23 protein-coding genes and 2 tRNA genes are annotated in these 26,510 nt (G+C 61.1%); 3 read left to right on the plus strand and 22 right to left on the minus strand.

The window, feature by feature from the left end:
• Positions 1-26: 26 nt before the first annotated feature.
• From truB to rlmE, 13 genes are all read right to left on the minus strand, one after another.
• Positions 27-944 carry a tRNA pseudouridine(55) synthase TruB gene (gene truB / locus NUH87_RS14135; protein ID WP_040064127.1) on the minus strand — a complete coding sequence of 306 codons (918 nt, stop codon included), beginning with the start codon at positions 942-944 and terminating at the stop codon, positions 27-29.
• Positions 945-947: 3 nt separating this feature from the next.
• Positions 948-1,364 (minus strand): 30S ribosome-binding factor RbfA, encoded by a 417-nt coding sequence (rbfA, locus tag NUH87_RS14140; protein WP_040064126.1) that lies wholly within the window; start codon positions 1,362-1,364, stop codon positions 948-950.
• Positions 1,365-1,523: 159 nt separating this feature from the next.
• Positions 1,524-4,046, minus strand: coding sequence for a translation initiation factor IF-2 (gene infB / locus NUH87_RS14145; protein WP_338526468.1), 2,523 nt, complete (start codon positions 4,044-4,046; stop codon positions 1,524-1,526).
• 26 nt (positions 4,047-4,072) lie between these two features.
• Positions 4,073-5,554 (minus strand): transcription termination factor NusA, encoded by a 1,482-nt coding sequence (gene nusA / locus NUH87_RS14150; protein ID WP_338526469.1) that lies wholly within the window; start codon positions 5,552-5,554, stop codon positions 4,073-4,075.
• 47 nt (positions 5,555-5,601) lie between these two features.
• Positions 5,602-6,060 (minus strand): ribosome maturation factor RimP, encoded by a 459-nt coding sequence (gene rimP, locus NUH87_RS14155; protein WP_040064193.1) that lies wholly within the window; start codon positions 6,058-6,060, stop codon positions 5,602-5,604.
• Between the two features lie 143 nt (positions 6,061-6,203).
• Positions 6,204-6,280, minus strand: a tRNA-Met gene (locus tag NUH87_RS14160).
• Positions 6,281-6,376: 96 nt separating this feature from the next.
• Positions 6,377-6,462 (minus strand) — tRNA-Leu (locus NUH87_RS14165).
• A gap of 29 nt (positions 6,463-6,491) precedes the next feature.
• Positions 6,492-6,872: a preprotein translocase subunit SecG gene (gene secG, locus NUH87_RS14170; protein WP_040064123.1), complete on the minus strand. Its 381-nt coding sequence runs from the start codon at positions 6,870-6,872 to the stop codon at positions 6,492-6,494.
• A 3-nt stretch (positions 6,873-6,875) separates the two neighbouring features.
• Positions 6,876-7,631 (minus strand): triose-phosphate isomerase, encoded by a 756-nt coding sequence (tpiA, locus tag NUH87_RS14175; protein ID WP_040064122.1) that lies wholly within the window; start codon positions 7,629-7,631, stop codon positions 6,876-6,878.
• Between the two features lie 66 nt (positions 7,632-7,697).
• Positions 7,698-9,035 (minus strand): phosphoglucosamine mutase, encoded by a 1,338-nt coding sequence (gene glmM / locus NUH87_RS14180; protein ID WP_338526471.1) that lies wholly within the window; start codon positions 9,033-9,035, stop codon positions 7,698-7,700.
• A gap of 16 nt (positions 9,036-9,051) precedes the next feature.
• The gene (gene folP / locus NUH87_RS14185; RefSeq protein WP_338526472.1) at positions 9,052-9,903 is read right to left on the minus strand and encodes a dihydropteroate synthase; all 852 of its coding nucleotides are present in this window, start codon (positions 9,901-9,903) and stop codon (positions 9,052-9,054) included.
• Positions 9,904-9,911: 8 nt separating this feature from the next.
• Positions 9,912-11,822: an ATP-dependent zinc metalloprotease FtsH gene (ftsH, locus tag NUH87_RS14190; protein WP_040064119.1), complete on the minus strand. Its 1,911-nt coding sequence runs from the start codon at positions 11,820-11,822 to the stop codon at positions 9,912-9,914.
• Positions 11,823-12,025: 203 nt separating this feature from the next.
• Positions 12,026-12,655, minus strand: coding sequence for a 23S rRNA (uridine(2552)-2'-O)-methyltransferase RlmE (gene rlmE, locus NUH87_RS14195; RefSeq protein WP_338526475.1), 630 nt, complete (start codon positions 12,653-12,655; stop codon positions 12,026-12,028).
• Positions 12,656-12,762: 107 nt separating this feature from the next.
• Between rlmE and NUH87_RS14200 the strand changes: the two genes are divergently transcribed.
• Entirely contained in the window at positions 12,763-13,071 is a 309-nt protein-coding gene (locus NUH87_RS14200; RefSeq protein WP_338526476.1) for a YhbY family RNA-binding protein, read from the plus strand.
• 14 nt (positions 13,072-13,085) lie between these two features.
• Here NUH87_RS14200 and NUH87_RS14205 read toward each other — a convergent pair whose 3' ends face one another.
• The 8 genes from NUH87_RS14205 to grpE all read right to left on the minus strand — a co-directional run bounded on the left by NUH87_RS14205 (position 13,086) and on the right by grpE (position 23,442).
• Complete coding sequence (locus NUH87_RS14205) at positions 13,086-13,490, minus strand: hypothetical protein (protein ID WP_040064115.1); 405 nt, start codon at positions 13,488-13,490, stop codon at positions 13,086-13,088.
• A 28-nt stretch (positions 13,491-13,518) separates the two neighbouring features.
• Complete coding sequence (gene greA, locus NUH87_RS14210) at positions 13,519-14,001, minus strand: transcription elongation factor GreA (RefSeq protein WP_040064113.1); 483 nt, start codon at positions 13,999-14,001, stop codon at positions 13,519-13,521.
• Positions 13,998-17,219 carry a carbamoyl-phosphate synthase large subunit gene (gene carB, locus NUH87_RS14215; RefSeq protein ID WP_338526478.1) on the minus strand — a complete coding sequence of 1,074 codons (3,222 nt, stop codon included), beginning with the start codon at positions 17,217-17,219 and terminating at the stop codon, positions 13,998-14,000. The genes greA and carB overlap by 4 nt, the downstream gene beginning before the upstream one ends.
• 105 nt (positions 17,220-17,324) lie before the next feature.
• Positions 17,325-18,461, minus strand: coding sequence for a glutamine-hydrolyzing carbamoyl-phosphate synthase small subunit (gene carA / locus NUH87_RS14220; RefSeq protein WP_040064109.1), 1,137 nt, complete (start codon positions 18,459-18,461; stop codon positions 17,325-17,327).
• Between the two features lie 259 nt (positions 18,462-18,720).
• On the minus strand, positions 18,721-19,527 hold the full coding sequence (gene dapB / locus NUH87_RS14225; protein ID WP_338526479.1) for a 4-hydroxy-tetrahydrodipicolinate reductase: 807 nt from the start codon (positions 19,525-19,527) through the stop codon (positions 18,721-18,723).
• 10 nt (positions 19,528-19,537) lie between these two features.
• Positions 19,538-20,662, minus strand: coding sequence for a molecular chaperone DnaJ (gene dnaJ, locus NUH87_RS14230; RefSeq protein WP_338526481.1), 1,125 nt, complete (start codon positions 20,660-20,662; stop codon positions 19,538-19,540).
• A gap of 194 nt (positions 20,663-20,856) precedes the next feature.
• Positions 20,857-22,776, minus strand: a complete 1,920-nt coding sequence (gene dnaK, locus NUH87_RS14235; protein WP_338526482.1) for a molecular chaperone DnaK — start codon at positions 22,774-22,776, stop codon at positions 20,857-20,859.
• Between the two features lie 99 nt (positions 22,777-22,875).
• Positions 22,876-23,442 (minus strand): nucleotide exchange factor GrpE, encoded by a 567-nt coding sequence (gene grpE, locus NUH87_RS14240; RefSeq protein ID WP_338526484.1) that lies wholly within the window; start codon positions 23,440-23,442, stop codon positions 22,876-22,878.
• Positions 23,443-23,683: 241 nt separating this feature from the next.
• On the opposite strand from grpE, the gene recN reads away from it, so the two are divergent.
• The gene (recN, locus tag NUH87_RS14245) at positions 23,684-25,357 is read left to right on the plus strand and encodes a DNA repair protein RecN (RefSeq protein ID WP_338526486.1); all 1,674 of its coding nucleotides are present in this window, start codon (positions 23,684-23,686) and stop codon (positions 25,355-25,357) included.
• Between the two features lie 98 nt (positions 25,358-25,455).
• Here the strand turns inward: recN and fur are convergent, their stop codons facing one another.
• The gene (fur, locus tag NUH87_RS14250) at positions 25,456-25,863 is read right to left on the minus strand and encodes a ferric iron uptake transcriptional regulator (RefSeq protein ID WP_338526487.1); all 408 of its coding nucleotides are present in this window, start codon (positions 25,861-25,863) and stop codon (positions 25,456-25,458) included.
• Between the two features lie 97 nt (positions 25,864-25,960).
• Here fur and NUH87_RS14255 point away from each other — a divergent pair, with 97 nt between their 5' ends.
• Positions 25,961-26,488 (plus strand): outer membrane protein assembly factor BamE, encoded by a 528-nt coding sequence (locus NUH87_RS14255; protein ID WP_338526488.1) that lies wholly within the window; start codon positions 25,961-25,963, stop codon positions 26,486-26,488.
• Positions 26,489-26,510: the final 22 nt, after the last annotated feature.

Genomic DNA, 26,510 nt, shown 5'->3' on the forward strand with positions numbered 1-26,510 from the left:
CCTGCTGTGACACAGGCTGGTTCCGGTCATTCTGACCGAATCAGTCGACGCGGCGCGATGCGCCCGTCTTCGCTCACTTCACCGATACCGATGAAGCGACCGTTATGATCCTGTACCCGCACCATGCCGAACTTCGGCGCGTCCGGGGCACGTACCGGTTGGCCGTTGAGCCAATAGAACGCACTGTGCTCCGAGAACTGCAGCAGCGGCCAGTCCAGCAGGCCGCTGTCCGACGGCATCAGGAAGCGGTCGACCGCCTCGTTGCCGCCTTCGGCATGTACCGCTTCCAGCTCTTCGAGCGTGACCGTCTGGGCCAGGGTGAAGGGTCCGGCCTGGGTCCGTCGCAGTTCGGCAACGTACGCGCCACAACCGAGCTTCTCACCGATATCCTCCACCAGGGTACGAATATAGGTGCCCTTGCTGCAGTCCACCGCCAGTCGAGCAGTATCGCCTTCGCAGGCGAGCAATTCCAAGCGCGCAATAGTAACAGAACGCGGTTCGCGCTCCACTACCTCACCGGCACGCGCCAGCTTGTAAAGCGGCTGTCCGTCACGCTTGAGCGCCGAGTACATAGGCGGTATCTGACTGATTTCACCGCGAAATTCCGGCAACACCGCGTCGATATCGGCGCGACCAACGGTTACCGCACGCGTCTGCAAAACTTCGCCTTCGGCATCCCCGGTGGTGGTGGTCTTGCCCAATTGCATCAGGGTTTCGTAACCCTTGTCGGAATCGAGCAGGTATTGCGAGAACTTGGTGGCCTCGCCGAAGCACAGCGGCAGCACGCCGGTGGCCAACGGATCGAGGCTGCCGGTGTGGCCGGCCTTCTCGGCGTTGAGCAACCAGCGGACTTTCTGCAAGGCGGCGTTGGAGGTGAACCCCAACGGCTTGTCCAGCAGAATGATGCCGCTGACATTACGACGGATACGCTTGACCTGAGCCACCGATTACTCCCGGGCGTCTTCTGGAAGATTGTCTTGTGCCGCCGCGCCGTCGACGTGCTGGCTGTCTTCGGCCACGGCACGCTCGATCAACGCCGACAGGTGCGCGCCACGCACGACGCTTTCGTCATAGTGGAAGTGCAACTGCGGCACGCTGCGCAGCTTCATCTCACGGGCCAGTTGCATGCGCAGGAAGCCCGCCGCCGCGTTGAGCACCTTGATGCTCTGGGCGATGTCGTCCGGATTGTCCTGGCCCATCACGGTGATGAAGATCTTCGCGTGGCCGACGTCACGGCTGACATCGACGGCGGTAATGGTGACCAGGCCGACGCGCGGGTCCTTGACTTCACGACGGATCAGTTGCGCGAGCTCGCGCTGCATCTGGTCGCCGATGCGTTGGGTACGGCTGTATTCTTTTGCCATGTCTTGTTACCTGTAGCTGCCCTGCGGTGAAACCCGCAAGGTCTGAAAGCGGCAAACGCCCGGCCTGGCAGAAGCCGGACCGGGCGTTGCGTTTAGAGTCCGGACGAGGTGCCGGGCATTTGCATGCGACCGGCCATCACGGCTCCTGAAGTGTACGAGTCAGAGGCTGCGAGCAACCTGGACCTTCTCGAAGACTTCGATCTTGTCACCGACCTTGACGTCGTTGTAGCTCTTCACGCCGATACCGCATTCCATGCCGGCACGGACTTCGGAAGCGTCATCCTTGAAGCGGCGCAGGGATTCCAGCTCGCCTTCGAAGATCACGATGTCTTCACGCAGTACACGGATCGGACGGTTACGGTGGACAGTACCCTCGATCACCATGCAACCGGCGATCGCACCGAACTTCGGCGAACGGAACACGTCGCGGACTTCGGCGATACCCAGGATGTTCTCCCGGACGTCGCTGCCCAGCATACCGGTCAGGGCTTTCTTGACGTCTTCGATGATGTCGTAGATCACGTTGTAGTAACGCATATCCAGGCCTTCCTGCTCGACGATCTTGCGTGCGCCAGCATCGGCACGCACGTTGAAGCCGAACAGTACAGCGTTGGAGGCCAGTGCCAGGTTGGCGTCGGACTCGGTGATACCACCGACACCGCCACCGACGACGCGCACTTGCACTTCATCGTTACCCAAGCCGTTGAGCGCACCTTGCAGTGCTTCCAACGAACCACGGACGTCGGATTTGAGGACGATGTTGAGCGTCTTCTTCTCTTCCTGGCCCATGCTCTCGAAGATGTTTTCCAGCTTGCCGGCATGCGCGCGAGCCAGTTTGACTTCGCGGAACTTGCCTTGACGGAACAACGCCACTTCACGGGCTTTCTTCTCGTCGGCAACCACGCTCATCTCGTCGCCGGCATCCGGCGTACCGTCCAGGCCGAGGATCTCGACCGGGATGGAAGGACCGGCTTCCTTGATCGGCTTGCCGTTCTCGTCGAGCATGGCGCGCACGCGGCCATAGTTCGAACCGACCAGCACCATGTCGCCCTGACGCAGCGTACCGTCCTGTACCAGCACGGTTGCCACCGGACCACGGCCCTTGTCGAGACGCGACTCGACCACAACGCCACGGCCAGGTGCCGAAGGCGTTGCCATGAGCTCCAGAACCTCGGCTTGCAGCAGAACGGCCTCGAGCAGCTCGTCAACGCCCGTACCGACTTTCGCCGAAACTGGAACGAACGGCGTATCGCCACCCCAGTCTTCCGAGGTCACGCCGTGAACCGACAGTTCGCTGCGGATGCGATCGAGATCGGCGCCCGGCTTGTCGATCTTGTTCACCGCCACCACCAGCGGCACGCCAGCTGCCTGGGCATGCTGAACGGCTTCGATGGTCTGCGGCATCACGCCGTCGTCGGCAGCAACCACCAGGATCACGATGTCGGTCGCCTTGGCACCACGGGCACGCATCGCGGTAAACGCGGCGTGACCCGGGGTGTCGAGGAAGGTGACCATGCCGCGATCGGTTTCCACGTGGTACGCACCGATGTGCTGGGTGATACCACCGGCTTCGCCGGCGGCAACCTTGGCACGACGGATGTAGTCGAGCAGCGAGGTCTTACCGTGGTCAACGTGGCCCATGACGGTCACGACCGGTGCACGGGAGAACGCTTCACCTTCGAACTTCAGGGACTCGGCCAGGGAATCTTCCAGGGCGGTGTCGCTGACCAGGGTCACCTTGTGGCCCAGTTCCTCGGCAACCAGCTGGGCAGTTTCCTGATCCAGCACCTGGTTGATGGTGGCTGGGGTGCCCAGCTTGAACATGAACTTGATGATCTCGGCCGCCTTGACCGACATCTGCTGTGCCAGGTCGCCGACGGTGATGGTCTCGCCGATCTTCACGTCGCGCACCACTGGCCCGGTAGGGCTCTGGAAACCGTGGGCGTTGCGTTTCTTCAGCTTGGCCTTGCCGCGACCGCCACGACGGAAACCATCGCTTTCTTCGTCGGTAGTGCGCGGTGCCACACGTGGCGCCGGAGCCTTTTCCTTGACCGAAGCACGATGTGGAGCGTTCTTGCGCTCGCCATCGCCACCGCCGCTACGACGATTGCTATCGTCGGCACGGGGTTTGTCCGGACGACGCGGCTCTTCGCGCTTGCGCTCGACGGCCGGTGCTGCGGGAGCAGCCACCATGGCTTCGCGTACAGGCTCGGCGACCGGTGCCTGGGCAACCGCTTCAACCACGGGAGCGACCGACGGAGCAGGAGCGGGCTGGCGGCGCGCTTCTTCTTCGGCGCGACGCTTGGCTTCTTCTTCAGCCTTTTGACGGGCCGCATTCTCTACGGCACGACGTTCTTCCAGCTCGCGCTTGCGCTCGGCTTCGATTTCTTCCGGGCTGCGTTGTACGAAGACTTTCTTCTTGCGTACTTCAACGCTGATGCTCTTGCTACCGGCAACACGCAGGGTGCTGGTGGTCTTGCGCTGCAAGGTAATCTTGCGCGGTTCTTCCACTTTCGCCTTGTGGCTGCTCTTCAGGTGAGTCAGCAAAGACTGCTTCTCACTGTCGCTCACACCTTCATCGGCGGCGGTGTGCGGCAGACCTGCCTCACGCATCTGCTGCAGCAGGCGCTCTACCGGTGTTTTGACCTCATCGGCCAGTTGTTTCACCGTGACTTGCGTCATGCACTTCTCTCCTCAGGCCGCGCCTATTACTCGAACCAATGGGCTCGGGCGGCCATGATCAACTTGCCGGCACGATCGTCGTCGATGCCGTCGATGTCGAGCAGGTCGTCAATAGACTGCTCGGCCAGGTCTTCGCGGGTAATTACGCCGCGCACCGCCAGTTCCATCGCCAAATCCTTGTCCATACCCTCAAGCGAGAGCAGGTCTTCGGCCGGATGGGCGTCTGCCAGCTTTTCCTCAGTAGCGATGGCTTTGGTCAACAAGCGATCCTTGGCCCGAGCGCGAAGCTCGTTGACGATGTCTTCGTCAAAGCCGTCGATGTTGAGCATTTCCTCCAACGGTACGTAGGCAATCTCTTCCAGGCTGGTGAAACCTTCATCGACCAGCACCTGTGCCAGCTCTTCGTCGACTTCCAGCTCGTCGATGAAGTTGCGCAGGATGTCACCGGTTTCTGCCTGTTGCTTAGCCTGGATGTCCGATTCGGTCATCACGTTCAGGGTCCAGCCGGTCAACTGGCTGGCCAGACGCACGTTCTGACCACCGCGACCGATGGCCTGAGCCAGATTGTCTGCGCCGACGGCGATGTCCATGGCATGGGCATCCTCGTCAACGATAATTGCCGCGACTTCCGCCGGCGACATGGCGTTGATCACGAACTGCGCCGGGTTGTCGTCCCACAGGACGATGTCCACGCGCTCGCCGCCCAGCTCGCCGGAGACGGCCTGGACGCGCGAACCGCGCATGCCGATGCAGGCACCTTGCGGGTCGATGCGCTTGTCCTTGGAACGGACCGCGATCTTGGCCCGCGAACCCGGGTCACGGGACGCTGCCATCACTTCGATCAGGCCTTCGGCGATTTCCGGCACTTCGATACGGAACAGCTCGATCAGCATTTCCGGCGCGGTACGCGACAGGATCAACTGAGGGCCGCGGTTCTCGGTGCGGATTTCCTTGAGCAGGGCGCGAACCCGGACACCCACGCGGAAAGTCTCGCGGGAAATGATGTCTTCGCGGGCCAGCAGCGCTTCGGCGTTGTTGCCCAGGTCAACGATGACGTTGTCACGGGTGACTTTCTTCACGGTGCCGGAGATGATTTCCCCCAAGCGCTCGCGATAGGCGTCGACTACCTGCGCACGCTCGGCTTCGCGAACCTTCTGCACAATGACTTGCTTGGCGGTCTGAGCGGCGATGCGACCGAATTCGATGGATTCGATCTTCTCTTCGACGACGTCGCCCACCTTGGCGCCCGGATGGGTTTGCGCCACTTTGCTCGGCCAGGTCTCGATCGCCGGATCGTCAAGATCGGCTTCCTCGACGACTGTCCAGCGACGGAAAGTCTCATAGGCACCGGTGTGGCGGTTGATTTCCACACGCAGGTCAACTTCATCTTCAAAGCGCTTCTTGGTAGCGGTCGCCAGAGCAATCTCCAGCGCCTCAAAAATCACGCTTGCCGGTACACCCTTTTCGTTGGATACCGACTCAACAACCAGCAATACTTCTTTGCTCATCGTACGCCTCGCCTTTCGCAAGCCATTGGATCCGCGGGATCCGCGTCTCAGTCAAAACTGGGAATAATGTTGGCCTTGTCGATCAAATCGATCGGCAACAGAAACTCGTGGTCTTCCACCTGCACCACGACGTCCTGCTCTTCCACTCCGCGCAGAAGGCCCTGAAAATTACGTCGACCTTCGAAAGGCGAGCGCAACTTGATCTTCACTTGTTCGCCGGCATGCGAGGCAAACTGTTCAAGGGTGAACAGCGGGCGTTCCATGCCAGGAGAGGAAACCTCAAGGGTGTACTCAGTGGAGATCGGATCTTCGACATCCAGCACACCACTGATCTGGCGGCTGACGATGGCACAATCGTCCACCAGCACGCCGCCTTCTTTATCGATATAAACGCGCAACACGGAATGGCGACCTTGAGCCGAATACTCAATACCCCAGCATTCATAGCCAAGGGCCACGACCACCGGGGCCAACAAGGCCTGCAACTGTTCTAGCTTGCTCGACACCTGAACCCCCTCGTGCATCTCTGTGCATGCTATTGAAATAAACAAAAAATGGGCGAATCGCCCATCCCTGAAACGCCGTCGAACAGCGGCGTCATGAAGTGCCCAGCCAACAAAAAGCCCCTGAAAAGGGGCTCCGCGAAAACTGGTTGCGGGGGCCGGATTTGAACCGACGACCTTCGGGTTATGAGCCCGACGAGCTACCAGACTGCTCCACCCCGCGACAAAGCTGGGGCGAAAGTATACGACCGATCCCTTGCAGGGTCAATGTAACCTTCCACCTACAAGAAAGCCCGCAACAGCGGGCTCTCCTGATAATTGGTACCGAGAAGGGGACTCGAACCCCTACACCCTATGGGCACAACCACCTCAAGGTTGCGTGTCTACCAATTCCACCACCTCGGCAATACAACGTTTACAACATGAAACCCATTTTACTTCTGCTCTGGAGCCTTGGGTACATCAGTCGGTGAGGCCGACTTCTGCTCCTGGAGCACCGGTACATCATCAGATGCCGGTTTCTGCTTTGGTACTTCCAACACCGCTGGGTTTGGCAAACCTACTTGAGTCAGCTCATGAGCCTTCTCTTTAGCAAAGTAACCTAACCCCAAGCTGGTTATGAAGAAACCTGCGGCAAGTATAGCAGTAAACTTACTAAGAAAGGTAGAGGAACCTTGGCTTCCGAACACAGTATTTGATGCACCTGCTCCGAAAGACGCGCCAGCGTCCGCACCTTTACCCTGTTGCAGCAATACCAGACCAACAACGCCCAGCGCACCCAACAGATGAAGAACGACTACGACTGTTTCCAGCATTTTTCAGTTTCCCGCGGCGCGACAGATCGCACCGAACTCATCTGCATTCAGGGACGCTCCACCAATGAGCCCCCCATCGATATCCGGCATGCCGAACAGTTCGACCGCATTGGCCGCCTTCACGCTGCCGCCGTATAGAAGCCGCACACCTTGCGCGACCTCAGAATTCTCTGCCGCCAACTGCGCACGAATGGCTGCGTGCACATCCTGCGCCTGCTGCGGCGAAGCTGTCAGCCCGGTGCCAATGGCCCAGACCGGTTCGTAAGCGATGACAGCCTTGGCAAAAGCGCCGACACCCAGCTCCTCGATAATGCTGCCCAGCTGACGCGAAACCACTTCCAGCGTCTTGCCGGCTTCACGCTGCTCCAAGGTTTCCCCTACACAGAGCACCGGGATCAAGCCACAAGCCTGCGCTGCCGCAAACTTGCGATTAAGGGTCTGATCCGACTCGCCCAGAATCAGGCGACGCTCGGAATGCCCTACCAGCACCAGGGAACACCCTGCATCGACCAACTGACTCGGCGCAATTTCACCGGTCAGCGCACCCTGCATGGATTCCACTGCCGAGTTCTGCGCGCCGACCGAAATCGACTGGCCTTCCAAACCTTCAACCACTTGGCTGATATGCAGACAAGGCGGGAACACCGCCACGTCAACACCGCTCGGCAAGGCCAGGTCTCGCAGGCCTTTGATCAGCTCGACGACACTGGCGCGGGTACCGTGCATTTTCCAGTTACCAGCTACCATTGGGCGACGCATGCTGTACCTCGCAGGTCAAAGTGGGCGCAGATGTTACCCAACCGCATCCTTACTGGCAAGCCGAAATCAGGCGCAAACTTCAGTCACCAGTTTTGCCAGCGCATCGGCGTGGCCACGAACCGTTGCCTCGTCCTCGCCTTCGACCATCACACGCACCAGCGGCTCGGTGCCGGACTTGCGCAACAGCACGCGGCCGCGACCGTTCATGGCCTGGGTGACCTGCTCGCAGGCCTCGACCACCTTCGGGTGCTTGACCGGATCGACGCCACCGGCGAAACGCACATTGACCAGCACCTGCGGGCACTTGCGTATCGCCTGGCGCGCCTGCGCCAGGCTTTCACCGCGGCGTTGCAGCGCCATCAAGGTTTGCAGGGCCGCGATGATCGCATCCCCCGTGGTGGTGTGATTCAGGCAAAGAATGTGTCCGGAGTTTTCGCCGCCCACCAGCCATTCGCGCTCCAGCAGTTCGGCAATGACATAACGGTCGCCGACATTGGCGCGCACAAAAGGAATGTTCAGCTCCTTGAACGCCAGCTCAAGGCCCAGGTTGCTCATCAAGGTGCCGACCACGCCGCCGTTCAGCTTGCCGCGCTCAGCCATATCCCGGGCAATGATGAACACCAGTTCGTCACCGTCGACCACGGCACCGGTGTGGTCGACCATCTGCACCCGGTCACCGTCGCCGTCGAACGCGATCCCCAGGTCCGCCTGCTCGGCCAGCACGGCCGCCTGGATCGGCTTCATGTGCGTCGAGCCGCAGTTGTCGTTGATGTTCAGGCCGTTGGGCGCCGCCGACAGGGCCGTCACTTGCGCACCCAACTCGCGGAACACGCTAGGCGCGACCTTGTAGGTGGCACCGTGGGCGCAGTCGATGACAATCTTCAGGCCCGAGAGATTGGTCCCGGTCGGCACGCTGCTCTTGCAAAATTCGATGTAGCGACCGGCCGCGTCGTTGATCCGCGAGACCTTGCCGAGCTTTTCCGACTCAACCACGGTCATCGGCGCATCGAGCAACTCCTCGATCATCAGCTCGACCTCGTCCGGCAGCTTGGTGCCCGCACCGGAGAAGAACTTGATGCCATTGTCGTCATGGGGATTGTGCGAAGCGCTGATCACGATCCCGGCCTCGGCATGGAAGGTCCGGGTCAGGTAGGCGATGGCGGGTGTCGGCATCGGCCCCAGCAGCATCACATCGGCACCGGCCGCGGAAAGACCGGCCTCCAGGGCCGATTCGAACATGTAGCCGGAGATCCGCGTGTCCTTGCCCACCAACACCCGGCACGCACCCAGCTTGCGGAACGCCATGCCGGCGGCCCAGCCGAGCTTGAGCATGAAGTCCGGAGTGATCGGGTATTGCCCTACGCGCCCGCGGATACCGTCGGTGCCGAAATATTTTTTCTTCATCAGTGCTCCATCATTCCTATTGCGCAGCGTCAACGGCGGCGATCATGCGCACCACGTCAACCGTTTCGGCGACATCGTGCACACGAAGAATCCGCGCCCCTTTGCTCATCGCCAATGCAGCCAGGGCCAGGCCACCATAGAGGCGCTCACCGACCGGGCGACCCAGGGCCTGCCCTATCATGCTCTTTCGCGAAACGCCGACCAACAAGGGCCGACCCAGGGCGTGCAGCGCCTCCATGTGTTTGAACAGACTCAGGTTGTGCGCCAGGGTTTTCGCAAAGCCGAACCCCGGATCGAGCACGATCCGCTCGGCCGCGATACCTGCCGCCGCGCACCGGGCCATGCGCTCGGCGAGGAAATCCACCACCTCGCGCGTCACATCCTCGTAGTGCGGGTCGTCCTGCATGTTGCCCGGCTCGCCGAGCATGTGCATCAGGCACACCGGCAGCCCCGTCGCCGCGGCGGCCTCCAGGGCACCGTCGCGCTGCAGCGAGCGTACGTCATTGATCAGGCCCGCCCCCAGCCGCGCGCTCTCGCGCATGACCTCCGGCGTGGACGTATCGACCGAGATGATCACATCCAGTTCCCGGTGAATACGCTCGACCACCGGCGCGACACGCTCCAGCTCCTCGCCGGGAGAGACCGCCCGGGCACCGGGACGTGTCGACTCGCCGCCGATATCGATCAGGGTCGCGCCGGCCTCGACCATGGCCTGCGCATGACGCAGGGCGGCATCCAGGTGATTGAAGCGACCACCGTCGGAAAAGGAGTCGGGGGTGACGTTGAGAATGCCCATGACATGGGTCTGGGCCAAATCAAGAACCCGGTTGCCGCAAGGCAACCGGGTCGAGGACTGAACAGAAGTCATTTCAAACCTTAATGATCAGCCGCAGGGCCGCCGATCGGCGTTTCAGGTCGTTCGTTCTGGATAACCGGCGGGGTGCCCGAAGTACCCGAACCGCCCTCCCAGTCACGCGGCTCGCGCGGCGGACGACCGGCCATGATGTCGTCGATCTGCTCGGCATCGATGGTTTCGTACTTCATCAGCGCGTCCGCCATGGCGTCGAGCTTGTCGCGGTGTTCGGTCAGGATCTGCTTGGCCGTGCCGTAGCACTGGTCGATGATGCTGCGCACTTCCGAGTCGATCAGCTTGGCCGTTTCGCCGGAGAAGCTACCGCCCTGACCGCCGCCGCCACGACCCAGGAACACTTCCTGCTCTTCCTCGGCATACATCAGCGGACCCAACTTCTCGGACAGGCCCCACTTGGTGACCATGTTCCGGGCAATCTGGCTGGCCCGCATGATGTCGTTGGAGGCACCGGTGGTGACGCCATCGAAGCCCAGGGTCATCTCTTCGGCGATACGGCCGCCGTACAGCGAGCAGATCTGGCTGATCAGCGCACGCTTGGACAGGCTGTAGCGATCTTCTTCCGGCAGGAACATGGTCACGCCCAGCGCGCGACCGCGCGGGATGATCGACACCTTGTAGACCGGATCGTGCTCGGGCACCACACGACCGACAATCGCGTGACCGGCCTCGTGATACGCGGTGTTCTGTTTTTCCTTCTCGGACATGACCATGGATTTGCGCTCGGCACCCATCATGATCTTGTCCTTGGCCAGTTCGAATTCCTTCATCTCGACGAGGCGCTTGCCGGCGCGCGCAGCGAACAGCGAAGCCTCATTCACCAGGTTGGCCAGGTCGGCACCGGAGAAGCCCGGCGTACCCCGTGCGATCACCGCCGGTGCGACATCCTCGCCCATCGGCACTTTGCGCATATGGACCTTGAGGATCTGCTCGCGCCCGCGGATGTCCGGCAGGCCGACCACTACCTGGCGGTCGAAGCGACCTGGACGCAGCAGCGCCGGGTCGAGTACGTCAGGACGGTTGGTGGCGGCAATCACGATGATGCCGTCGTTCATCTCGAAACCGTCCATCTCCACCAGCAACTGGTTGAGGGTCTGTTCGCGCTCGTCGTGACCGCCGCCCATGCCGGCGCCACGGTGACGACCGACCGCATCGATCTCGTCGATGAAGATGATGCACGGTGCGTGTTTTTTCGCCTGCTCGAACATGTCACGAACACGGCTGGCACCGACACCGACGAACATTTCGACGAAATCGGAACCGGAAATGGTGAAGAAAGGCACCTTGGCTTCGCCGGCAATGGCCTTGGCCAGCAAGGTCTTACCGGTACCCGGAGGACCGACCATCAGCACGCCGCGGGGAATACGGCCACCCAGGCGCTGGAACTTGCCCGGATCGCGGAGGAACTCGACCAGCTCGCCGACTTCTTCCTTGGCTTCGTCGCAACCGGCCACGTCGGCCAGGGTGGTTTTCACCTGGTCTTCCGAAAGCAGGCGCGCCTTGCTCTTGCCAAAGCTCATCGGCCCGCCCTTGCCGCCCGCGCCACCCTGCATCTGGCGCATGAAGAACATGAACACCGCGATGATCACCAGGATCGGGAAGCTGGCAACCAGCAACTGGGTCCAGATGCTCTGCTGCTCAGGCTGCTTGCCTTCGACCACAACGTGATTGTCCACCAGGTCGCCGATCAGGCCGTTGTCCTGGATCGCCGGGCGGATGGTCTTGAAGCTGTCGCCATCGTTGCGTTTGCCGGTGATGATGTAGCCGTCCACGGCCACGCGCTCGACCTTGCCATCCTTGACCTGCTGGATGAAGTCGGAATAGTTGAGGGTCTGTGGCTCGCTAGGGCTGGAGAAGTTGTTCATCACCGTCACCAGGACAGCCGCGATGATCAACCACAGGATCAGATTCTTTGCCATATCGTTCAATTAACTACCCTCATGAAGCGGGATCCGCTACTGGCGCGCGCTTCGCATGATATTCACCGGCATAACTTACTACATTACCTACAGATCCTGCAGGCGCCGTCTGTAACCCTTTGTGAAACAATCACTACACAATATGCGCTTATTCTCACGGGGCGAAATACGAAAAACCTATCACCCCGGCCAAAAACCTCGATTTACTCACTCCGTCCGCGAAAACCACGGCCCAGCAGATACTGCTCGCGGGACCGATCGCGGGAGGACGTCGGCTTGCGCGTCTGCACCTTGTCGAACTGCTTGCGGAAGTTCTTGTGGTACTCGTCGAAGCCTTCACCCTGGAAAATCTTGATCAAAAAATCACCACCCGGACGTAGGACGCGTCCTGCGAGATCGAGTGCCAGCTCGCAAAGGAACATCGAACGCGGCATGTCCACCGCGGGTGTACCACTCATATTGGGGGCCATATCGGAAATCACAAGGTCCACCTCGGAATTTCCCACCGCTTCGAGGATCTGGGCCAGCACGGCGTCCTCGGTAAAGTCGCCCTTGATGAAGGTCACATCGGGGATGCTGTCCATGTCCAGGATGTCGGAAGCGATCAGACGCCCCTGCCCACCAATCAGACGACTGGTCACCTGGGACCAGCCACCCGGCGCCGCGCCGAGGTCGATCACGGTCATGCCCGGGCGAATGATCCGATCCTTCTCCTGAATCTCCAGCAATTTGTAGCTGGCGCGGGAGCGGTATCCGTCTTTTTGCGCCATTTTGACAAACGGATCGTTGAAATGTTCTTTCAGCCAGTTATGGCTAGTCTTGGAACGGGCCACGGGCCACCTCAAAAAAATAGTCGAATCGCGATTAACTGGGCGGTCCCGGACGCGCTCGGGTAAACTGGCCGCCGCTTTTTTACAAGATCAGACGCAGGGGTCAGATTATGCCGCTCACTCAAGAGCAGAAGAAACAGTACAAATCCATTGGCCACCATCTGAAACCAGTATTGATTGTGGCTGACAACGGCTTGACCGAAGGTGTGTTGGCCGAGCTTGAACGCGCGCTGTCCGATCATGAGCTGATCAAGATCAAGCTCAATATCCTCGACCGCGAATCGCGCCTGGAGGCCATTGCGCAACTGTGCCAGACCGGCAAGGCGGACCTGGTACAAGTCATCGGCAAGATGGCGCTGATCTATCGCAAGAACTTCAGCGTCAACAAGCAGCTGTCCAACGTCCATCGCTTCAAGTGACGTAGGGACAAGGGTCAAGGGTACGCCGTGCGTACCCTGCCACTCTCGCCAGGCACCGGCTGCAGCACCAGCACCAGGCCACAAAGCGCCAATATCAGGTAACTGAACAACTGCCAGCGCGGCGCACCCGGCATCCAGGTTCGCACCGCGAAATACATCCCGCACGCATACAGCGCCAGCAACAGCAGTTGCCCGCGAACATCGCGCCACAGGCTTGCCCGGCCTTCGGCATGGAGCAACACCAGGGTCTGCACGATCACACACACCGCTGCAAACCCTATCAATAAAGAGCCCAGCAGGCTATTGATCTCGTCGATCAACAGCGGTGCCAGGCCTATTTTCGCCAAAACCGGCAACAATCCGACGTGCAGCAGCCACAGGCCACCGACCCAGAGCATCTGGGTCAGTTGCCAGAGCATCGCACCCGCACGTAGCGGGCGCCTGCGTTCAGATATGACGGACTTCGACAATCTCGTACTCGATAACGCCGCTAGGCGTTTTGACGGCAACCACATCGCCTTCTTCCTTGGCGATCAGCGCGCGGGCGATGGGCGAACCCACCGAAATCTTGCCCTGCTTGATGTCCGCCTCGTCTTCGCCGACGATCTGGTAGGTCACGCTTTCATCGGTCTCGACGTTGGCGATTTCGACGGTAGTGCCGAAAATCACCTTGCCGGTGTGCGCAATGGTCGTGACATCGATGATCACCGCATTCTGCATGCGGCCTTCGATATCACGGATCCGCGCCTCGACCATACCCTGCTGCTCACGGGCCGCATGGTATTCCGCGTTTTCCTTCAGGTCGCCCAGCTCCCGCGCCGTGCCGATATCCTGGCTCAGCTTGGGACGCACGACCTTGGTCAGATGGGTCAGCTCTTCCTCCAGGGCGCGCGCGCCCTGAACGGTCATCGGGTACTTGTTTACACTCATGCTTTCAATCCTGCGTGTAGATCCTGCAAGCGACGCACGGTCTTCTCAGGACCGAACTTGAGCGCTTCGCAGATGGCTTCGCCAGCAGCAATGGTAGTCGTGCAGTAGATCTTGTGCTGCAGCGCGTTACGACGAATGGAGTACGAGTCGGCGATCGACTGGCGGCCCTCGGTCGTATTGATGATCAGGGTGACTTCGTCATTCTTGATCATGTCGACGACATGCGGACGACCTTCCGTCACTTTGTTGACCCGACGCACTTTCAGGCCGGCCGCTTCGATCATCTTGGCCGTGCCGGCGGTTGCCACCACTTCGAAGCCCAAGTTGATCAGATCACGGGCCACGCCCGCAACCAGTGGCTTGTCATCGTCGCGCACGCTGATGAAGGCGGTACCGCCGGTCGGCAGCACTTCGCTGGCACCCATCTGGGCCTTGGCGAAGGCTTCGCCGAAGGTGTCACCGACACCCATCACTTCACCGGTGGACTTCATCTCCGGGCCCAGGATCGGGTCCACGCCAGGGAATTTGGCGAAGGGGAACACCGCCTCTTTCACGCTGTAGAAGTTCGGGATGATTTCCTTGGTGAAGCCCAGCTCCTTCAGGGTCTTGCCGGCCATGACGCGGGCCGCGATCATCGCCAGGGACACACCGATGCACTTGGAGACGAACGGCACGGTACGCGAGGCGCGCGGGTTGACTTCGATGACGTAGATGTCTTCGCCCTGCAACGCCAACTGCACGTTCATCAGGCCGATCACGCCCAGTTCCAGGGCCATTTTCTTGACCTGCTCGCGCATCTCGTCCTGGATGTGCGCCGGCAGCGAGTACGGTGGCAGCGAGCACGCGGAGTCACCGGAGTGTACGCCCGCCTGCTCGATGTGCTGCATGATCGCGCCGATCACCACGTCGGTGCCGTCGCTGACCGCATCCACGTCCATCTCGATGGCGCAGTTGAGGAAGTGGTCCAGCAGCACCGGGCTGTCGTTGGACACTTGCACCGCGTCGCGCAGGTAGCGCTTGAGCTCTTCCTCTTTGTAGACGATTTCCATCGCCCGGCCGCCCAGTACATAGGACGGACGCACCACCAGCGGATAACCGATCTTGCTGGCAGCCCGCACAGCTTCGTCTTCGCTGCGCACGGTGGCGTTCGGCGGCTGACGCAGGTTCAGGCGCTCGACCATCTGCTGGAAGCGCTCGCGGTCTTCGGCACGGTCGATGGCGTCAGGGCTGGTACCGATGATCGGCACGCCGGCGGCTTCCAGGGCACGGGCCAGTTTCAGCGGGGTCTGGCCGCCGTACTGGACGATCACGCCTTTCGGCTTCTCGACGCGGACGATTTCCAGCACGTCTTCCAGGGTCACCGGTTCGAAGTACAGGCGGTCCGAGGTGTCGTAGTCGGTGGAAACGGTTTCCGGGTTGCAGTTGACCATGATGGTCTCGTACCCGTCATCGCGCAGCGCCAGGGCCGCGTGCACGCAGCAGTAGTCGAACTCGATGCCCTGGCCGATACGGTTGGGACCGCCGCCGAGGATCATGATCTTGTCGCGGGTCGACGGGCTGGCCTCGCACTCTTCCTCATAGGTCGAGTACAGGTAGGCGGTGTCGGTGGCGAACTCGGCCGCGCAGGTGTCGACGCGCTTGTAGACCGGGAACACTTCCAGCTTGTGACGATGAGTACGCAGGGTCTTCTCGGTCACGCCCAGCAGCTTGGCCAGACGCTGGTCGGAGAAGCCCTTGCGCTTGAGGCGGAACATCAGGTCGCGATCGATGGCCGACAGACCGAGGGTCTTGACCTTCTCTTCGTCCTTGATCAGGTCCTCGATCTGCACCAGGAACCATGGATCGATCATGTTCATGCCGAAGATGTCTTCGACGCTCATGCCGGCACGGAAAGCGTCCGCGACATACCAGATGCGCTCGGCACCCGGCACGGTCAGTTCGCGCTTGAGCACGCTCATGCTCTCGGGGTTGCTCAGGTCGAGCTTCTCGTCCAGACCGCAGACGCCCACTTCGAGGCCGCGCAGGGCTTTCTGCAGGGATTCCTGGAAGGTCCGGCCGATGGCCATGACTTCACCCACCGACTTCATCTGGGTGGTCAGGCGGGCGTCGGCGTTGGCGAACTTCTCGAAGGCGAAGCGCGGCAGCTTGGTCACGACGTAGTCGATGGACGGCTCGAAGGACGCCGGGGTCTTGCCGCCGGTGATGTCGTTGGACAGCTCGTCCAGGGTGTAGCCCACGGCCAGCTTGGCGGCGACCTTGGCGATCGGGAAGCCGGTGGCTTTCGAAGCCAGGGCCGAGGAACGCGATACCCGCGGGTTCATCTCGATCACGACCATGCGGCCGGTGTTCGGGCAGATACCGAACTGGACGTTGGAACCGCCGGTTTCCACGCCGATCTCGCGCAGCACCGCCAGGGAGGCGTTACGCAGGATCTGGTATTCCTTGTCGGTCAGGGTCTGGGCCGGCGCCACGGTGATCGAGTCACCGGTGTGCACGCCCATCGGGTCGAAGTTCTCGATGGAGCAGACGATGATGCAGTTGTCCTTTTTGTCGCGGACCACCTCCATCTCGTACTCTTTCCAGCCGATCAGCGATTCGTCGATCAGCAGTTCCTTGGTCGGCGACAGGTCCAGGCCACGGGCGCAGATTTCTTCGAACTCTTCACGGTTGTAGGCGATACCGCCACCGGTGCCGCCCATGGTGAAGGACGGACGGATGATGCACGGGAAGCCGAGCTTGTCGAGGACCGCATTGGCCTCTTCCATGCTGTGGGCGATACCGGAACGCGGGCAGGCCAGGCCGATGGACTTCATCGCCTGGTCGAAACGCGAACGGTCTTCGGCCTTGTCGATGGTGTCGGCGTTGGCGCCGATCATTTCCACGCCGAACTTCTCGAGGACGCCTTCGCGCTCCAGGTCCAGGGCGCAGTTCAGGGCGGTCTGGCCACCCATGGTCGGCAGCAGGGCGTCCGGACGCTCTTTCTCGATGATCTTGGCCACGGTCTGCCATTTGATCGGTTCGATGTAGGTGGCGTCGGCCATGGCCGGGTCGGTCATGATGGTGGCCGGGTTGGAGTTCACCAGAATGACGCGGTAACCCTCTTCGCGCAGGGCCTTGCAGGCCTGGGCGCCAGAGTAGTCGAATTCGCAGGCCTGGCCGATCACGATCGGGCCGGCACCGAGAATCAGGATGCTTTTGATGTCTGTACGTTTTGGCATGGGTTTGTCACTCAAATCCGCGGGTCAGTCGGCAAGCCGTTGAACAATCCTTGAAGACACCGAGGGGGCCGCCGTTGTCCGGGGCCGCCCTGGGCGTCCAGGCGATCAGCGACGCTTGGCCATCTCATTGATGAAGCGATCGAACAGCGGCGCAACGTCGTTCGGGCCCGGGCTGGCTTCAGGGTGACCCTGGAAGCTGAACGCGCTCTTGTCAGTGCGCTCGATGCCTTGCAGGGTGCCGTCGAACAGCGACTTGTGGATCGCCCGGACGTTGCCCGGCAGGGTCGCTTCGTCCACCGCGAAACCGTGGTTCTGGCTGGTGATCATGACGACACCGGTGTCCAGGTCCTGCACCGGGTGGTTGGCACCATGGTGGCCGTGACCCATTTTCAGGGTCTTGGCGCCGGAGGCCAGGGCCAGCAATTGGTGACCCAGGCAGATGCCGAAGACCGGAATCTCGGTCTCCAGGATGTCCTTGATCGCCTGGATAGCGTAGTCGCATGGCTCGGGATCGCCCGGGCCGTTGGACAGGAATACGCCGTCCGGCTTGAGGGCCAGGACTTCGCTGGCCGGGGTCTGGGCCGGCACCACGGTCAGGCGGCAACCGCGCTCGACCAGCATGCGCAGGATGTTGACCTTGACGCCGTAGTCGTAGGCCACCACGTGGTAAGGCAGGTCGGCGGCATCGATGGTCGCGTGACTGTCGGTCTTCAAGTCCCAGACCGTCGAACGCCACTCGTAGGCTTCCTTGGCGCTGACGACCTTGGCCAGGTCCATGCCCTTCAGGCCCGGGAAACCGCGCGCGGCGGCGATGGCCGCCTCGTCGGAAATATTGTCGCCGGCCAGGATGCAGCCGTTCTGCGCGCCTTTCTCCCGCAGGATACGGGTCAGGCGACGGGTGTCGATACCGGCGATGGCCACCACGTTGTTGGCCTTCAGGTAGTCCGACAGGGACAGCGTGTTGCGCCAGTTGCTCGCCACCAGCGGCAGGTCGCGAATGACCAGGCCGGCCGACCAGACACGGTTGGACTCGGCATCTTCCGGCGTGGTGCCGGTGTTGCCAATGTGCGGGTAGGTCAGGGTAACGATTTGCTGGGCGTAGGAAGGATCGGTAAGGATTTCCTGATAGCCGGTCATTGCGGTGTTGAACACCACCTCACCAACGGTCTGACCGTCGGCTCCAATGGCTTCGCCGCGAAAAATGCTGCCATCAGCAAGGGCGAGTATGGCTGGCTTAGTCAAGAAGACCTCCCGTAAATAAAGCCTGAAAGGGCGATCGCAGGTTGTAAAAAAGCGGAGTGACGTATGGACACGTCACCCCGCTCGTTCACTGAATTATTCTGCGCGCTTTTAGTGGACACACTAAAGCTGTAGCTTACAGAAAAAGGCTTTTTTAATCCACCGCTAATGAGCCGAAAAGGCTAGGGAATGCGACAGGACGTCGCTTTGCGGCGTGAGACAGGGCCAGCCTGCAAGGCCAACCCTGTTCCAGAGACATCATTCAGTGCAGTTCGAGCACGTCCTGCATATCGTACAGGCCCGGCGCCTGCCCTTCCAGCCACAACGCCGCACGCACCGCCCCCTTGGCGAAGGTCATGCGACTCGAGGCCTTGTGGGTGATCTCCAGGCGCTCGCCTTCAGCGGCAAACAGCACGGTGTGATCACCGACCACATCACCGCCGCGCACCGTGGCAAAACCGATGGTTTCCCGCTCACGCGCACCGGTGTGCCCTTCACGGCCATACACCGCCACCTTCTGCAGGTCGCGATCCAGCGCCTTGGCGATCACTTCGCCCATGCGCAGCGCCGTACCCGAAGGCGCGTCGATCTTGTGCCGGTGATGCGCCTCGATGATCTCGATATCCGCCTCATCGCCCAGCACCCGCGCCGCCATATCCAGCAGCTTCAACGACAGGTTCACGCCGACGCTGAAATTGGCCGCGAAGACAATCGCGATGTCCTTGCCCGCCTCGGCCAGCAACGCTTTCTGCGCCGCGTCCAGGCCTGTGGTACCGATCACCATGGCCTTGCCCGCCTTGCGACAGAACGCCAGGTTTTTCAGCATCACCTCGGGCAGCGTGAAGTCGATCAACACATCGAACTCATCCGCCACCGCCTCCAGGTCATCGGACAACGGCACGCCGATACGCCCCAACGAGGCCAGCTCGCCGGCATCCGCACCGACCAGCGAGCTGCCGGGACGCACGACCGCCGCCGTCAGGCCGGTCAGCGGCGCACGCTGCTGCACCGCCTCGACCAGGATCTTGCCCATGCGCCCGGCGGCGCCCATTACAGCTATACGTCGCATGCCAAGCTCCTTACAGGTCGCCGAAGAAGCGCTTCATACCTTCGAACCAGCCGCTGGCCTTGGGCGAATGGGAGCTGTCGCCAGCCAGGGAGGCACGGAACTCTTCCAGCAGCTCACGCTGGCGGCGGCTCAGGTTCACCGGAGTCTCGACGGCCACGCGGCACATCAGGTCGCCCGCGCCACCACCACGCACCGGCGCAACGCCCTTGCCGCGCAGGCGGAACTGCTTGCCGGTCTGGGTACCTTCCGGAATCTTCAACTTGACGCGACCGTCCAGGGTCGGCACTTCCAGCTCGCCACCCAACGCCGCGTCGACAAAGCTGATCGGCACTTCGCAGAACAGATGCTTGCCGTCACGCTGGAAAATATCGTGCTCGCGCACATTGATCACGACATACAGGTCGCCGGTCGGACCACCCTGCGCCCCCGCCTCGCCTTCGCCGGACAGGCGAATACGATCGCCGGTATCGACGCCCGACGGCACCTTCACCGACAGGGTCTTGTACTCTTCCACACGGCCCTGACCATGGCAGGAGTCGCACGGATCGGAAATGATCTTGCCCTGGCCATGGCAACGCGGGCAGGTCTGCTGCACCGAGAAGAAGCCTTGCTGCATGCGCACCTGGCCGATACCGCCACAGGTCGGGCAGGTGACCGGCGAAGAACCTTTCTTGGCCCCGGAGCCGTCGCACGGCTTGCAGTTGACCAGCGTCGGAACGCGGATATTGACGGTCGTACCCCGCACCGCCTCTTCCAGGTTCAGCTCCAGGGTGTAGCGCAGATCGCTGCCACGCTGTGCACCGCCACGGGAACCGCCGCGACCGCCACCGAAGAAATCGCTGAATACGTCGCCGAAGATATCGGAGAAGTTCTGCCCGCCGAAGCCGGCACCGCCGCCGCCCATGCTCGGGTCGACACCCGCATGGCCGTACTGGTCGTAGGCCGCACGCTTGCTGGAGTCGGACAGCACTTCGTAGGCCTCGTTAGCCTCCTTGAACAGCTCTTCCGATGACTTGTCATCCGGATTGCGGTCCGGGTGATGTTTCATCGCGAGACGGCGATAGGCTTTTTTCAGCTCCGCCTCGCTGGAGCCGCGCTCGACCCCCAATACCTCGTAATAATCACGCTTTGCCATGGTTCTTTGCACTCTTGAGGATGTTCGGGACTCCCGACTGGAACAGTCCCGCCCCTACTATCAGCATCCGAACGCTGTCGCATGCTGTAAAAATTTGCTTATTCCAGACACGCCAACGCGGGAGCAAGCCCCCGCGCGGCGACATCCTACCAGTCACCGCTCAAGCGCAGTCAACCGGCCGACCAACAAGTGGATTACTTGTGGTCTTTGACTTCTTCGAACTCGGCGTCGACGACGTCATCCTTGTGGTGCGCTTCTTCCTGGGCAGGCTGTGCACCGGCCTCAGGCTTGGCGCCCTGTTCGGCATACATCTTCTGGGCCACAGGCGCGGAGACCTTGGACAGCTCCTCGACCTTGGCTTCGATAGTCGCCTTGTCGTCGCCCTTGACAGCGGCTTCCAGGGCAACCACGGCGGCCTCGATCGCGGTCTTCTCTTCCGCGGTCACCTTGTCGCCGGCATCGGCAATCATCTTGCGGGTCGAGTGCACCAGGGCATCGCCCTGGTTGCGGGCGCTGGCCAGCTCTTCGAACTTGCGGTCTTCCTCGGCATTGAGCTCGGCATCGCGAACCATCTGCTGGATTTCTTCATCCGACAGGCCCGAGTTGGCCTTGATGGTGATCTTCTGCTCTTTGCCGGTGGCCTTGTCCTTCGCACCCACGTGCAGGATGCCGTTGGCGTCGATGTCGAAGGTCACTTCGATCTGTGGCACGCCACGTGGAGCCGGCGGAATCTCGGACAGGTCGAACTTGCCCAGGGACTTGTTCTGCGCGGCTTGCTTGCGCTCACCCTGCAGGACATGAATGGTCACGGCGCCCTGGTTGTCGTCGGCAGTCGAGAACACTTGCGACTTCTTGGTCGGAATCGTGGTGTTTTTCTCGATCAGCGCGGTCATCACGCCACCCATGGTTTCGATACCCAGGGTCAGCGGGCTGACGTCGAGCAGCAGAACGTCCTTCACGTCACCGGCCAGAACGGCGCCCTGGATAGCAGCACCCATGGCAACGGCTTCGTCCGGGTTGACGTCCTTGCGAGCTTCCTTGCCGAAGAAGTCGGTCACCAGCTTCTGCACCAGCGGCATGCGGGTCTGACCGCCGACCAGGATCACGTCGTTGATCGAACCGACGTCGATACCGGCGTCTTTCATTGCGATGCGGCAAGGCTCGATGGTGCGCTGAACCAGGTCTTCAACCAGCGCTTCCAGCTTGGCGCGGGAGATCTTCACGTTCAGGTGCTTCGGACCGGTTGCATCAGCAGTGATGTACGGCAGGTTGACGTCGGTCGACTGAGCGGACGACAGCTCGATCTTGGCCTTTTCAGCAGCTTCTTTCAGGCGCTGCATGGCCAGCGGGTCACCCTTGAGGTTCATGCCGCTTTCTTTCTTGAATTCGTCGACGAGGTAGTCGATCAGACGAATGTCGAAGTCTTCACCGCCGAGGAAGGTGTCGCCATTGGTGGCCAACACTTCGAACTGGTGCTCGCCATCGACTTCGGCGATTTCGATCACGGACACGTCGAAGGTACCGCCACCCAGGTCATAAACGATGACGGTGTGGTCGCCCTTGGCCTTGTCCATACCATAGGCCAGAGCGGCTGCGGTCGGTTCGTTGATGATGCGCTTGACGTCCAGACCGGCGATACGGCCGGCGTCCTTGGTCGCCTGGCGCTGGCTGTCGTTGAAGTAGGCCGGAACGGTGATCACCGCTTCGGTCACGGCCTCGCCGAGGTAGTCTTCGGCGGTCTTCTTCATCTTCTTGAGGATTTCAGCCGAGATCTGTGGCGGTGCCATTTTCTGGCCGTTCACTTCAACCCAGGCGTCGCCATTGTCAGCCTTGGCGATTTTGTAAGGGACCATCTTGATGTCTTTCTGAACGACTTCTTCGTCGAACTTGCGACCGATCAGACGCTTCACCGCGTACAGGGTGTGATGCGGATTGGTCACGGCCTGGCGCTTGGCCGACTGGCCAACCAGGATTTCGCCATCGTTGGCGTAAGCAATGATCGACGGGGTGGTACGCGCACCCTCGGCGTTCTCGATCACTTTGGCCTTGCCGTTTTCAAGAATGGAGACGCAGGAGTTGGTGGTCCCCAGGTCGATACCGATAATTTTGCCCATTTCACTCTCCCGAAACTTTGATTTTTTGCCGCAGCGGTTATGGCCAACTGCGGTAGCACTTAAACGCTTGACTTGTAGATGGGGGCCTTACGACCGATTTCAAGCCTGCTCGTCGATCGTCGGCGAAACCGGAGCGACCGCCTTGCTGACCACGACCATCGCCGGGCGCAGCAGGCGACCGTTGAGCTGGTAGCCTTTCTGGAACACTTTCAGCACGCTGTTGGGCTCGACATCGGCGCTTTCCTGCATGGCCATGGCCTGGTGCAGGGTGGCGTTGAAGGGTTCGCCGTGCGGATCGATGGCTTCCAGCTGATAACGCTTGAGGGTGTCCTGGAACATCTTCAGGGTCAGCTCGATGCCTTCGCGCATCGGCCGGATGTTTTCATCGTCCGGATTGGACAACTCCAGCCCACGCTCCAGGCTGTCGATGATCGGCAGCAGGTCGCCGGAAAACTTCTCCAGGGCGAACTTGTGCGCCTTTTCCACATCCTGCTCGGCACGCCGGCGGATGTTCTGCAGGTCGGCTGCGACACGCAACCCTTGATCCTGCGCCGCCGCCAGTTGCTCCTCGAGCACCTGGACGCGGGCGGCCAGATCGTCGCCCTGGGCCTGTGCGGCCGGGCCGGCTTCCTGATTTTGCGAATCCAGAGTCTGTTCGTCAGCCATAAAAAACCTCCTTTCAATATCGTCCGCGAGCTCGACTCGCGCTTCTGCCCCGGTATATGGGGCCGCAATTTTCAGGTTCAAGGGCCGGGAGCACGGCAATCGCCTCCCGGCATGCCCGGCGAGATTACCGATCGCGCTAAAAAAACTCGACATTCAAGCCAATCGAACTAAGGGCAAGCATTGTCAGCGCAAATCAAAGCACTGTATAAATAACCATACCTAAAGCCTGGGAGCGGCCTTCATGCTGGTGCACCTGTCCGTACACAACTACGCAATCGTCGAACACCTCGATCTGGAGCTGGATCGCGGGATGAGCGTAATCACTGGCGAAACCGGCGCCGGCAAGTCGATCATGCTCGACGCACTCGGGCTGACCCTGGGCGATCGCGCCGACAGCGGCGTGGTCCGTCCCGGCGCGGACAAGGCCGACATCCTTGCCACCTTCGATCTGGAAGACATCCCCGAAGCCCGGGCCTGGCTGGCCGAACGCGACCTGGACAACGACGGCCCGTGCATCCTGCGCCGGGTCATTACCGCCGAAGGCCGCTCACGCGGCTATATCAACGGCTCGCCCTGCCCCCAGGGCGACCTCAAGGCCCTCGGCGAGCTGCTGATCGATATCCACAGCCAGCACGAACACCAGTCCCTGCTGAAGACCGACACCCATCGCCGGCTGCTCGACGAATACGCCGGCGCCACCGATCTCGCCCGCCAGGTGCAGCTCGCGGCCCAGCGCTGGCGCCAGACCCGCCAGGAACTGGAGCGCCTCTCCAACTCCGGCGACGAACAGCGTGCGCGCCACCAGTTGCTCAGCTACCAGCTTGAAGAGCTGGAGAACCTGAACCTCGGGGAAAACGAGCTGGAGGACCTGGAGCAGGAACACAAGAACCTGACCAACGCCGAAGCCTTGCTCGGCATTTGCCGCCAGGTGGTGGAGCAGTGCAGCGAGAGCGATTCGGGCAATGTGCTCAATGCGCTGACCGCGAGCCTCAACCGCCTGTCCAGCGTCAGCAACGGCTCCGGTGCCCTGGGCGAAGCCACCAACCTGCTGGCCAGCGCCCAGATCCAGGTCGAGGAGGCCGTCGGCGAACTGAACCGCTTCCTCGATCACTTCGACGCCGACCCCGCTCGCTTGCAACAGCTCGAGGAACGCCTGGACTCGATCTACACCCTGGCGCGCAAGCACCGTATCCAGCCGACAGAAGTGGCAACCCTCCAGCAAAAGCTGCTGGATGAAATCGAAACCCTCAACGCCAACGATGAAGCCATCGAACGACTCACTGAAGAGCTGGCGGCTTATGCCCGGCATTATCAGGAGCGGGCACGGGAACTCAGCGACCTGCGCCATCAGGCGGCGACCGGCCTCGCCGGAGCCGTGGAACAGGAAATCCAGCGCCTGGGCATGCCCGGTGGACGCTTCAGTATCGAACTGCATGCCAACGCCGGCGGCGAGCTACTGCCTTATGGCCTCGAACAGGTCGAACTGCTGGTCAGCGCCAACCCTGGCCAGCCGCTCAAGGCATTGGCCAAGGTCGCCTCCGGTGGTGAACTGTCACGGATCAGCCTGGCGATCCAGGTCATCACCGCGCAAACCTCGCGCATCCCGACACTGGTGTTCGATGAAGTGGACGTGGGCATCGGCGGCCCGACCGCCGAGATCGTTGGCCAACTGCTGCGCCGTCTCGGCGAACGCGGGCAGGTACTGACGGTCACGCACCTGCCCCAAGTGGCGGCGCAAGGGCACCACCATCTATTCGTGCATAAAATGCGCGGCAGCGATGCCACCCGTACGGCCGTCTCGAAACTGGGCAAAAACGAACGGATCGAAGAAGTCGCGCGCATGCTCGGGGGCATAGACCTGACCAAGGAGTCCCTGGCTCACGCGAAAAAGATGGTGGTCACGGCCAAAGCCTGAGCCCGGACATCTGCGCCAGGAAAAATCAGGCAACAAAAATACAAAGGCGACCCTTGGGTCGCCTTTGATCGCTTTGCGAAGCTGTATTCGCGACAGCCTTACTTTTTCTTCTTGCGCACGTACAGCACCAGGTTGTGATCCACCAGTTCGAAATCGTGCGCTTCGGCGATCGCCTTCTGCAGCTTCTCGATTTCCGGGCTGGTGAATTCGATCACCTCGCTGGTCTCCACGTTGACCATATGATCGTGATGCCCGCCGTCCGCCAGCTCGAAGACCGCATGGCCGCCGTCGAAATTGTGGCGAACCACCAACCCGGCCGCTTCGAACTGGGTCAGTACGCGGTAGACCGTTGCCAGGCCTACATCCTCACCAGCTTCCATCAGCGCCTTGTAGACATCCTCGGCGCTCATGTGACGCTGCTCGGTGGAATCGAGCATTTGCAGAATCTTGACCCGTGGCAGAGTCACTTTTAAGCCGGCTTTACGTAGTTCGCTATTTTCAACCATGGTCAGCTTTCTCGCGATGCTGCTTCGCAGCTTCTCTTAATACGGGTATGATCGGGGTTTACGTTGTCCCAGCCAAGATAGTGGAAGTCGCCCACCGATGCAAAACACCAAGCTGTTGCTAACCAGTTTTACCTTAGTGGGACTGCTCGCACTCGCCGGTTGTTCATTCCCCGGGGTTTACAAAATCGACATCCAACAGGGCAATGTCGTCACGCAAGACATGATAGACCAGTTGCGCCCCGGAATGACCCGCAAACAAGTAAGGTTTATCATGGGCAACCCGCTGCTGATCGACACCTTCCACGCCAATCGCTGGGATTATCTGTATAGCCTGCAACCCGGTGGCGGTGAACGCCAACAGGAACGTATCAGCCTGCTGTTCAATGGCAACGACCAACTGGTCAGCCTGTCCGGCGACTTCAAGCCGGGCGTGAGCCGCGACGAGGCCATTCTCGGCAAGGACAGCGGCACGACGGTGACGGCGCCGGCACAGAACGCCGAGCAGCCGAAACCCGAGAAGCCGGTCAAGCCGGGTTCGCTGCTGGACCAGATCCAGAAAGATGTCGACAGCGTGAAAACCGTACCGGTCCCGACCCCGGCACCGCTCGAGACTTCACCGCAGTAAAACAAGCGACACAAAAAAAGCC

Source organism: Pseudomonas batumici (genome assembly GCF_036585405.1).
GTDB lineage: Bacteria > Pseudomonadota > Gammaproteobacteria > Pseudomonadales > Pseudomonadaceae > Aquipseudomonas > Aquipseudomonas batumici.

What these genes read in the sequence shown, in the direction of transcription:
- rbfA (WP_040064126.1), bottom strand. Translation starts at nt 1,364, where the DNA reads ATGGCAAAAGAATACAGCCGTACCCAACGCATCGGCGACCAGATGCAG.
- infB (WP_338526468.1), bottom strand. Translation starts at nt 4,046, where the DNA reads ATGACGCAAGTCACGGTGAAACAACTGGCCGATGAGGTCAAAACACCG.
- nusA (WP_338526469.1), bottom strand. Translation starts at nt 5,554, where the DNA reads ATGAGCAAAGAAGTATTGCTGGTTGTTGAGTCGGTATCCAACGAAAAG.
- secG (WP_040064123.1), bottom strand. Translation starts at nt 6,872, where the DNA reads ATGCTGGAAACAGTCGTAGTCGTTCTTCATCTGTTGGGTGCGCTGGGC.
- tpiA (WP_040064122.1), bottom strand. Translation starts at nt 7,631, where the DNA reads ATGCGTCGCCCAATGGTAGCTGGTAACTGGAAAATGCACGGTACCCGC.
- glmM (WP_338526471.1), bottom strand. Translation starts at nt 9,035, where the DNA reads ATGAAGAAAAAATATTTCGGCACCGACGGTATCCGCGGGCGCGTAGGG.
- folP (WP_338526472.1), bottom strand. Translation starts at nt 9,903, where the DNA reads ATGACTTCTGTTCAGTCCTCGACCCGGTTGCCTTGCGGCAACCGGGTT.
- ftsH (WP_040064119.1), bottom strand. Translation starts at nt 11,822, where the DNA reads ATGGCAAAGAATCTGATCCTGTGGTTGATCATCGCGGCTGTCCTGGTG.
- NUH87_RS14200 (WP_338526476.1), top strand. Translation starts at nt 12,763, where the DNA reads ATGCCGCTCACTCAAGAGCAGAAGAAACAGTACAAATCCATTGGCCAC.
- NUH87_RS14205 (WP_040064115.1), bottom strand. Translation starts at nt 13,490, where the DNA reads ATGCTCTGGCAACTGACCCAGATGCTCTGGGTCGGTGGCCTGTGGCTG.
- greA (WP_040064113.1), bottom strand. Translation starts at nt 14,001, where the DNA reads ATGAGTGTAAACAAGTACCCGATGACCGTTCAGGGCGCGCGCGCCCTG.
- carB (WP_338526478.1), bottom strand. Translation starts at nt 17,219, where the DNA reads ATGCCAAAACGTACAGACATCAAAAGCATCCTGATTCTCGGTGCCGGC.
- dapB (WP_338526479.1), bottom strand. Translation starts at nt 19,527, where the DNA reads ATGCGACGTATAGCTGTAATGGGCGCCGCCGGGCGCATGGGCAAGATC.
- dnaJ (WP_338526481.1), bottom strand. Translation starts at nt 20,662, where the DNA reads ATGGCAAAGCGTGATTATTACGAGGTATTGGGGGTCGAGCGCGGCTCC.
- dnaK (WP_338526482.1), bottom strand. Translation starts at nt 22,776, where the DNA reads ATGGGCAAAATTATCGGTATCGACCTGGGGACCACCAACTCCTGCGTC.
- grpE (WP_338526484.1), bottom strand. Translation starts at nt 23,442, where the DNA reads ATGGCTGACGAACAGACTCTGGATTCGCAAAATCAGGAAGCCGGCCCG.
- recN (WP_338526486.1), top strand. Translation starts at nt 23,684, where the DNA reads ATGCTGGTGCACCTGTCCGTACACAACTACGCAATCGTCGAACACCTC.
- fur (WP_338526487.1), bottom strand. Translation starts at nt 25,863, where the DNA reads ATGGTTGAAAATAGCGAACTACGTAAAGCCGGCTTAAAAGTGACTCTG.
- NUH87_RS14255 (WP_338526488.1), top strand. Translation starts at nt 25,961, where the DNA reads ATGCAAAACACCAAGCTGTTGCTAACCAGTTTTACCTTAGTGGGACTG.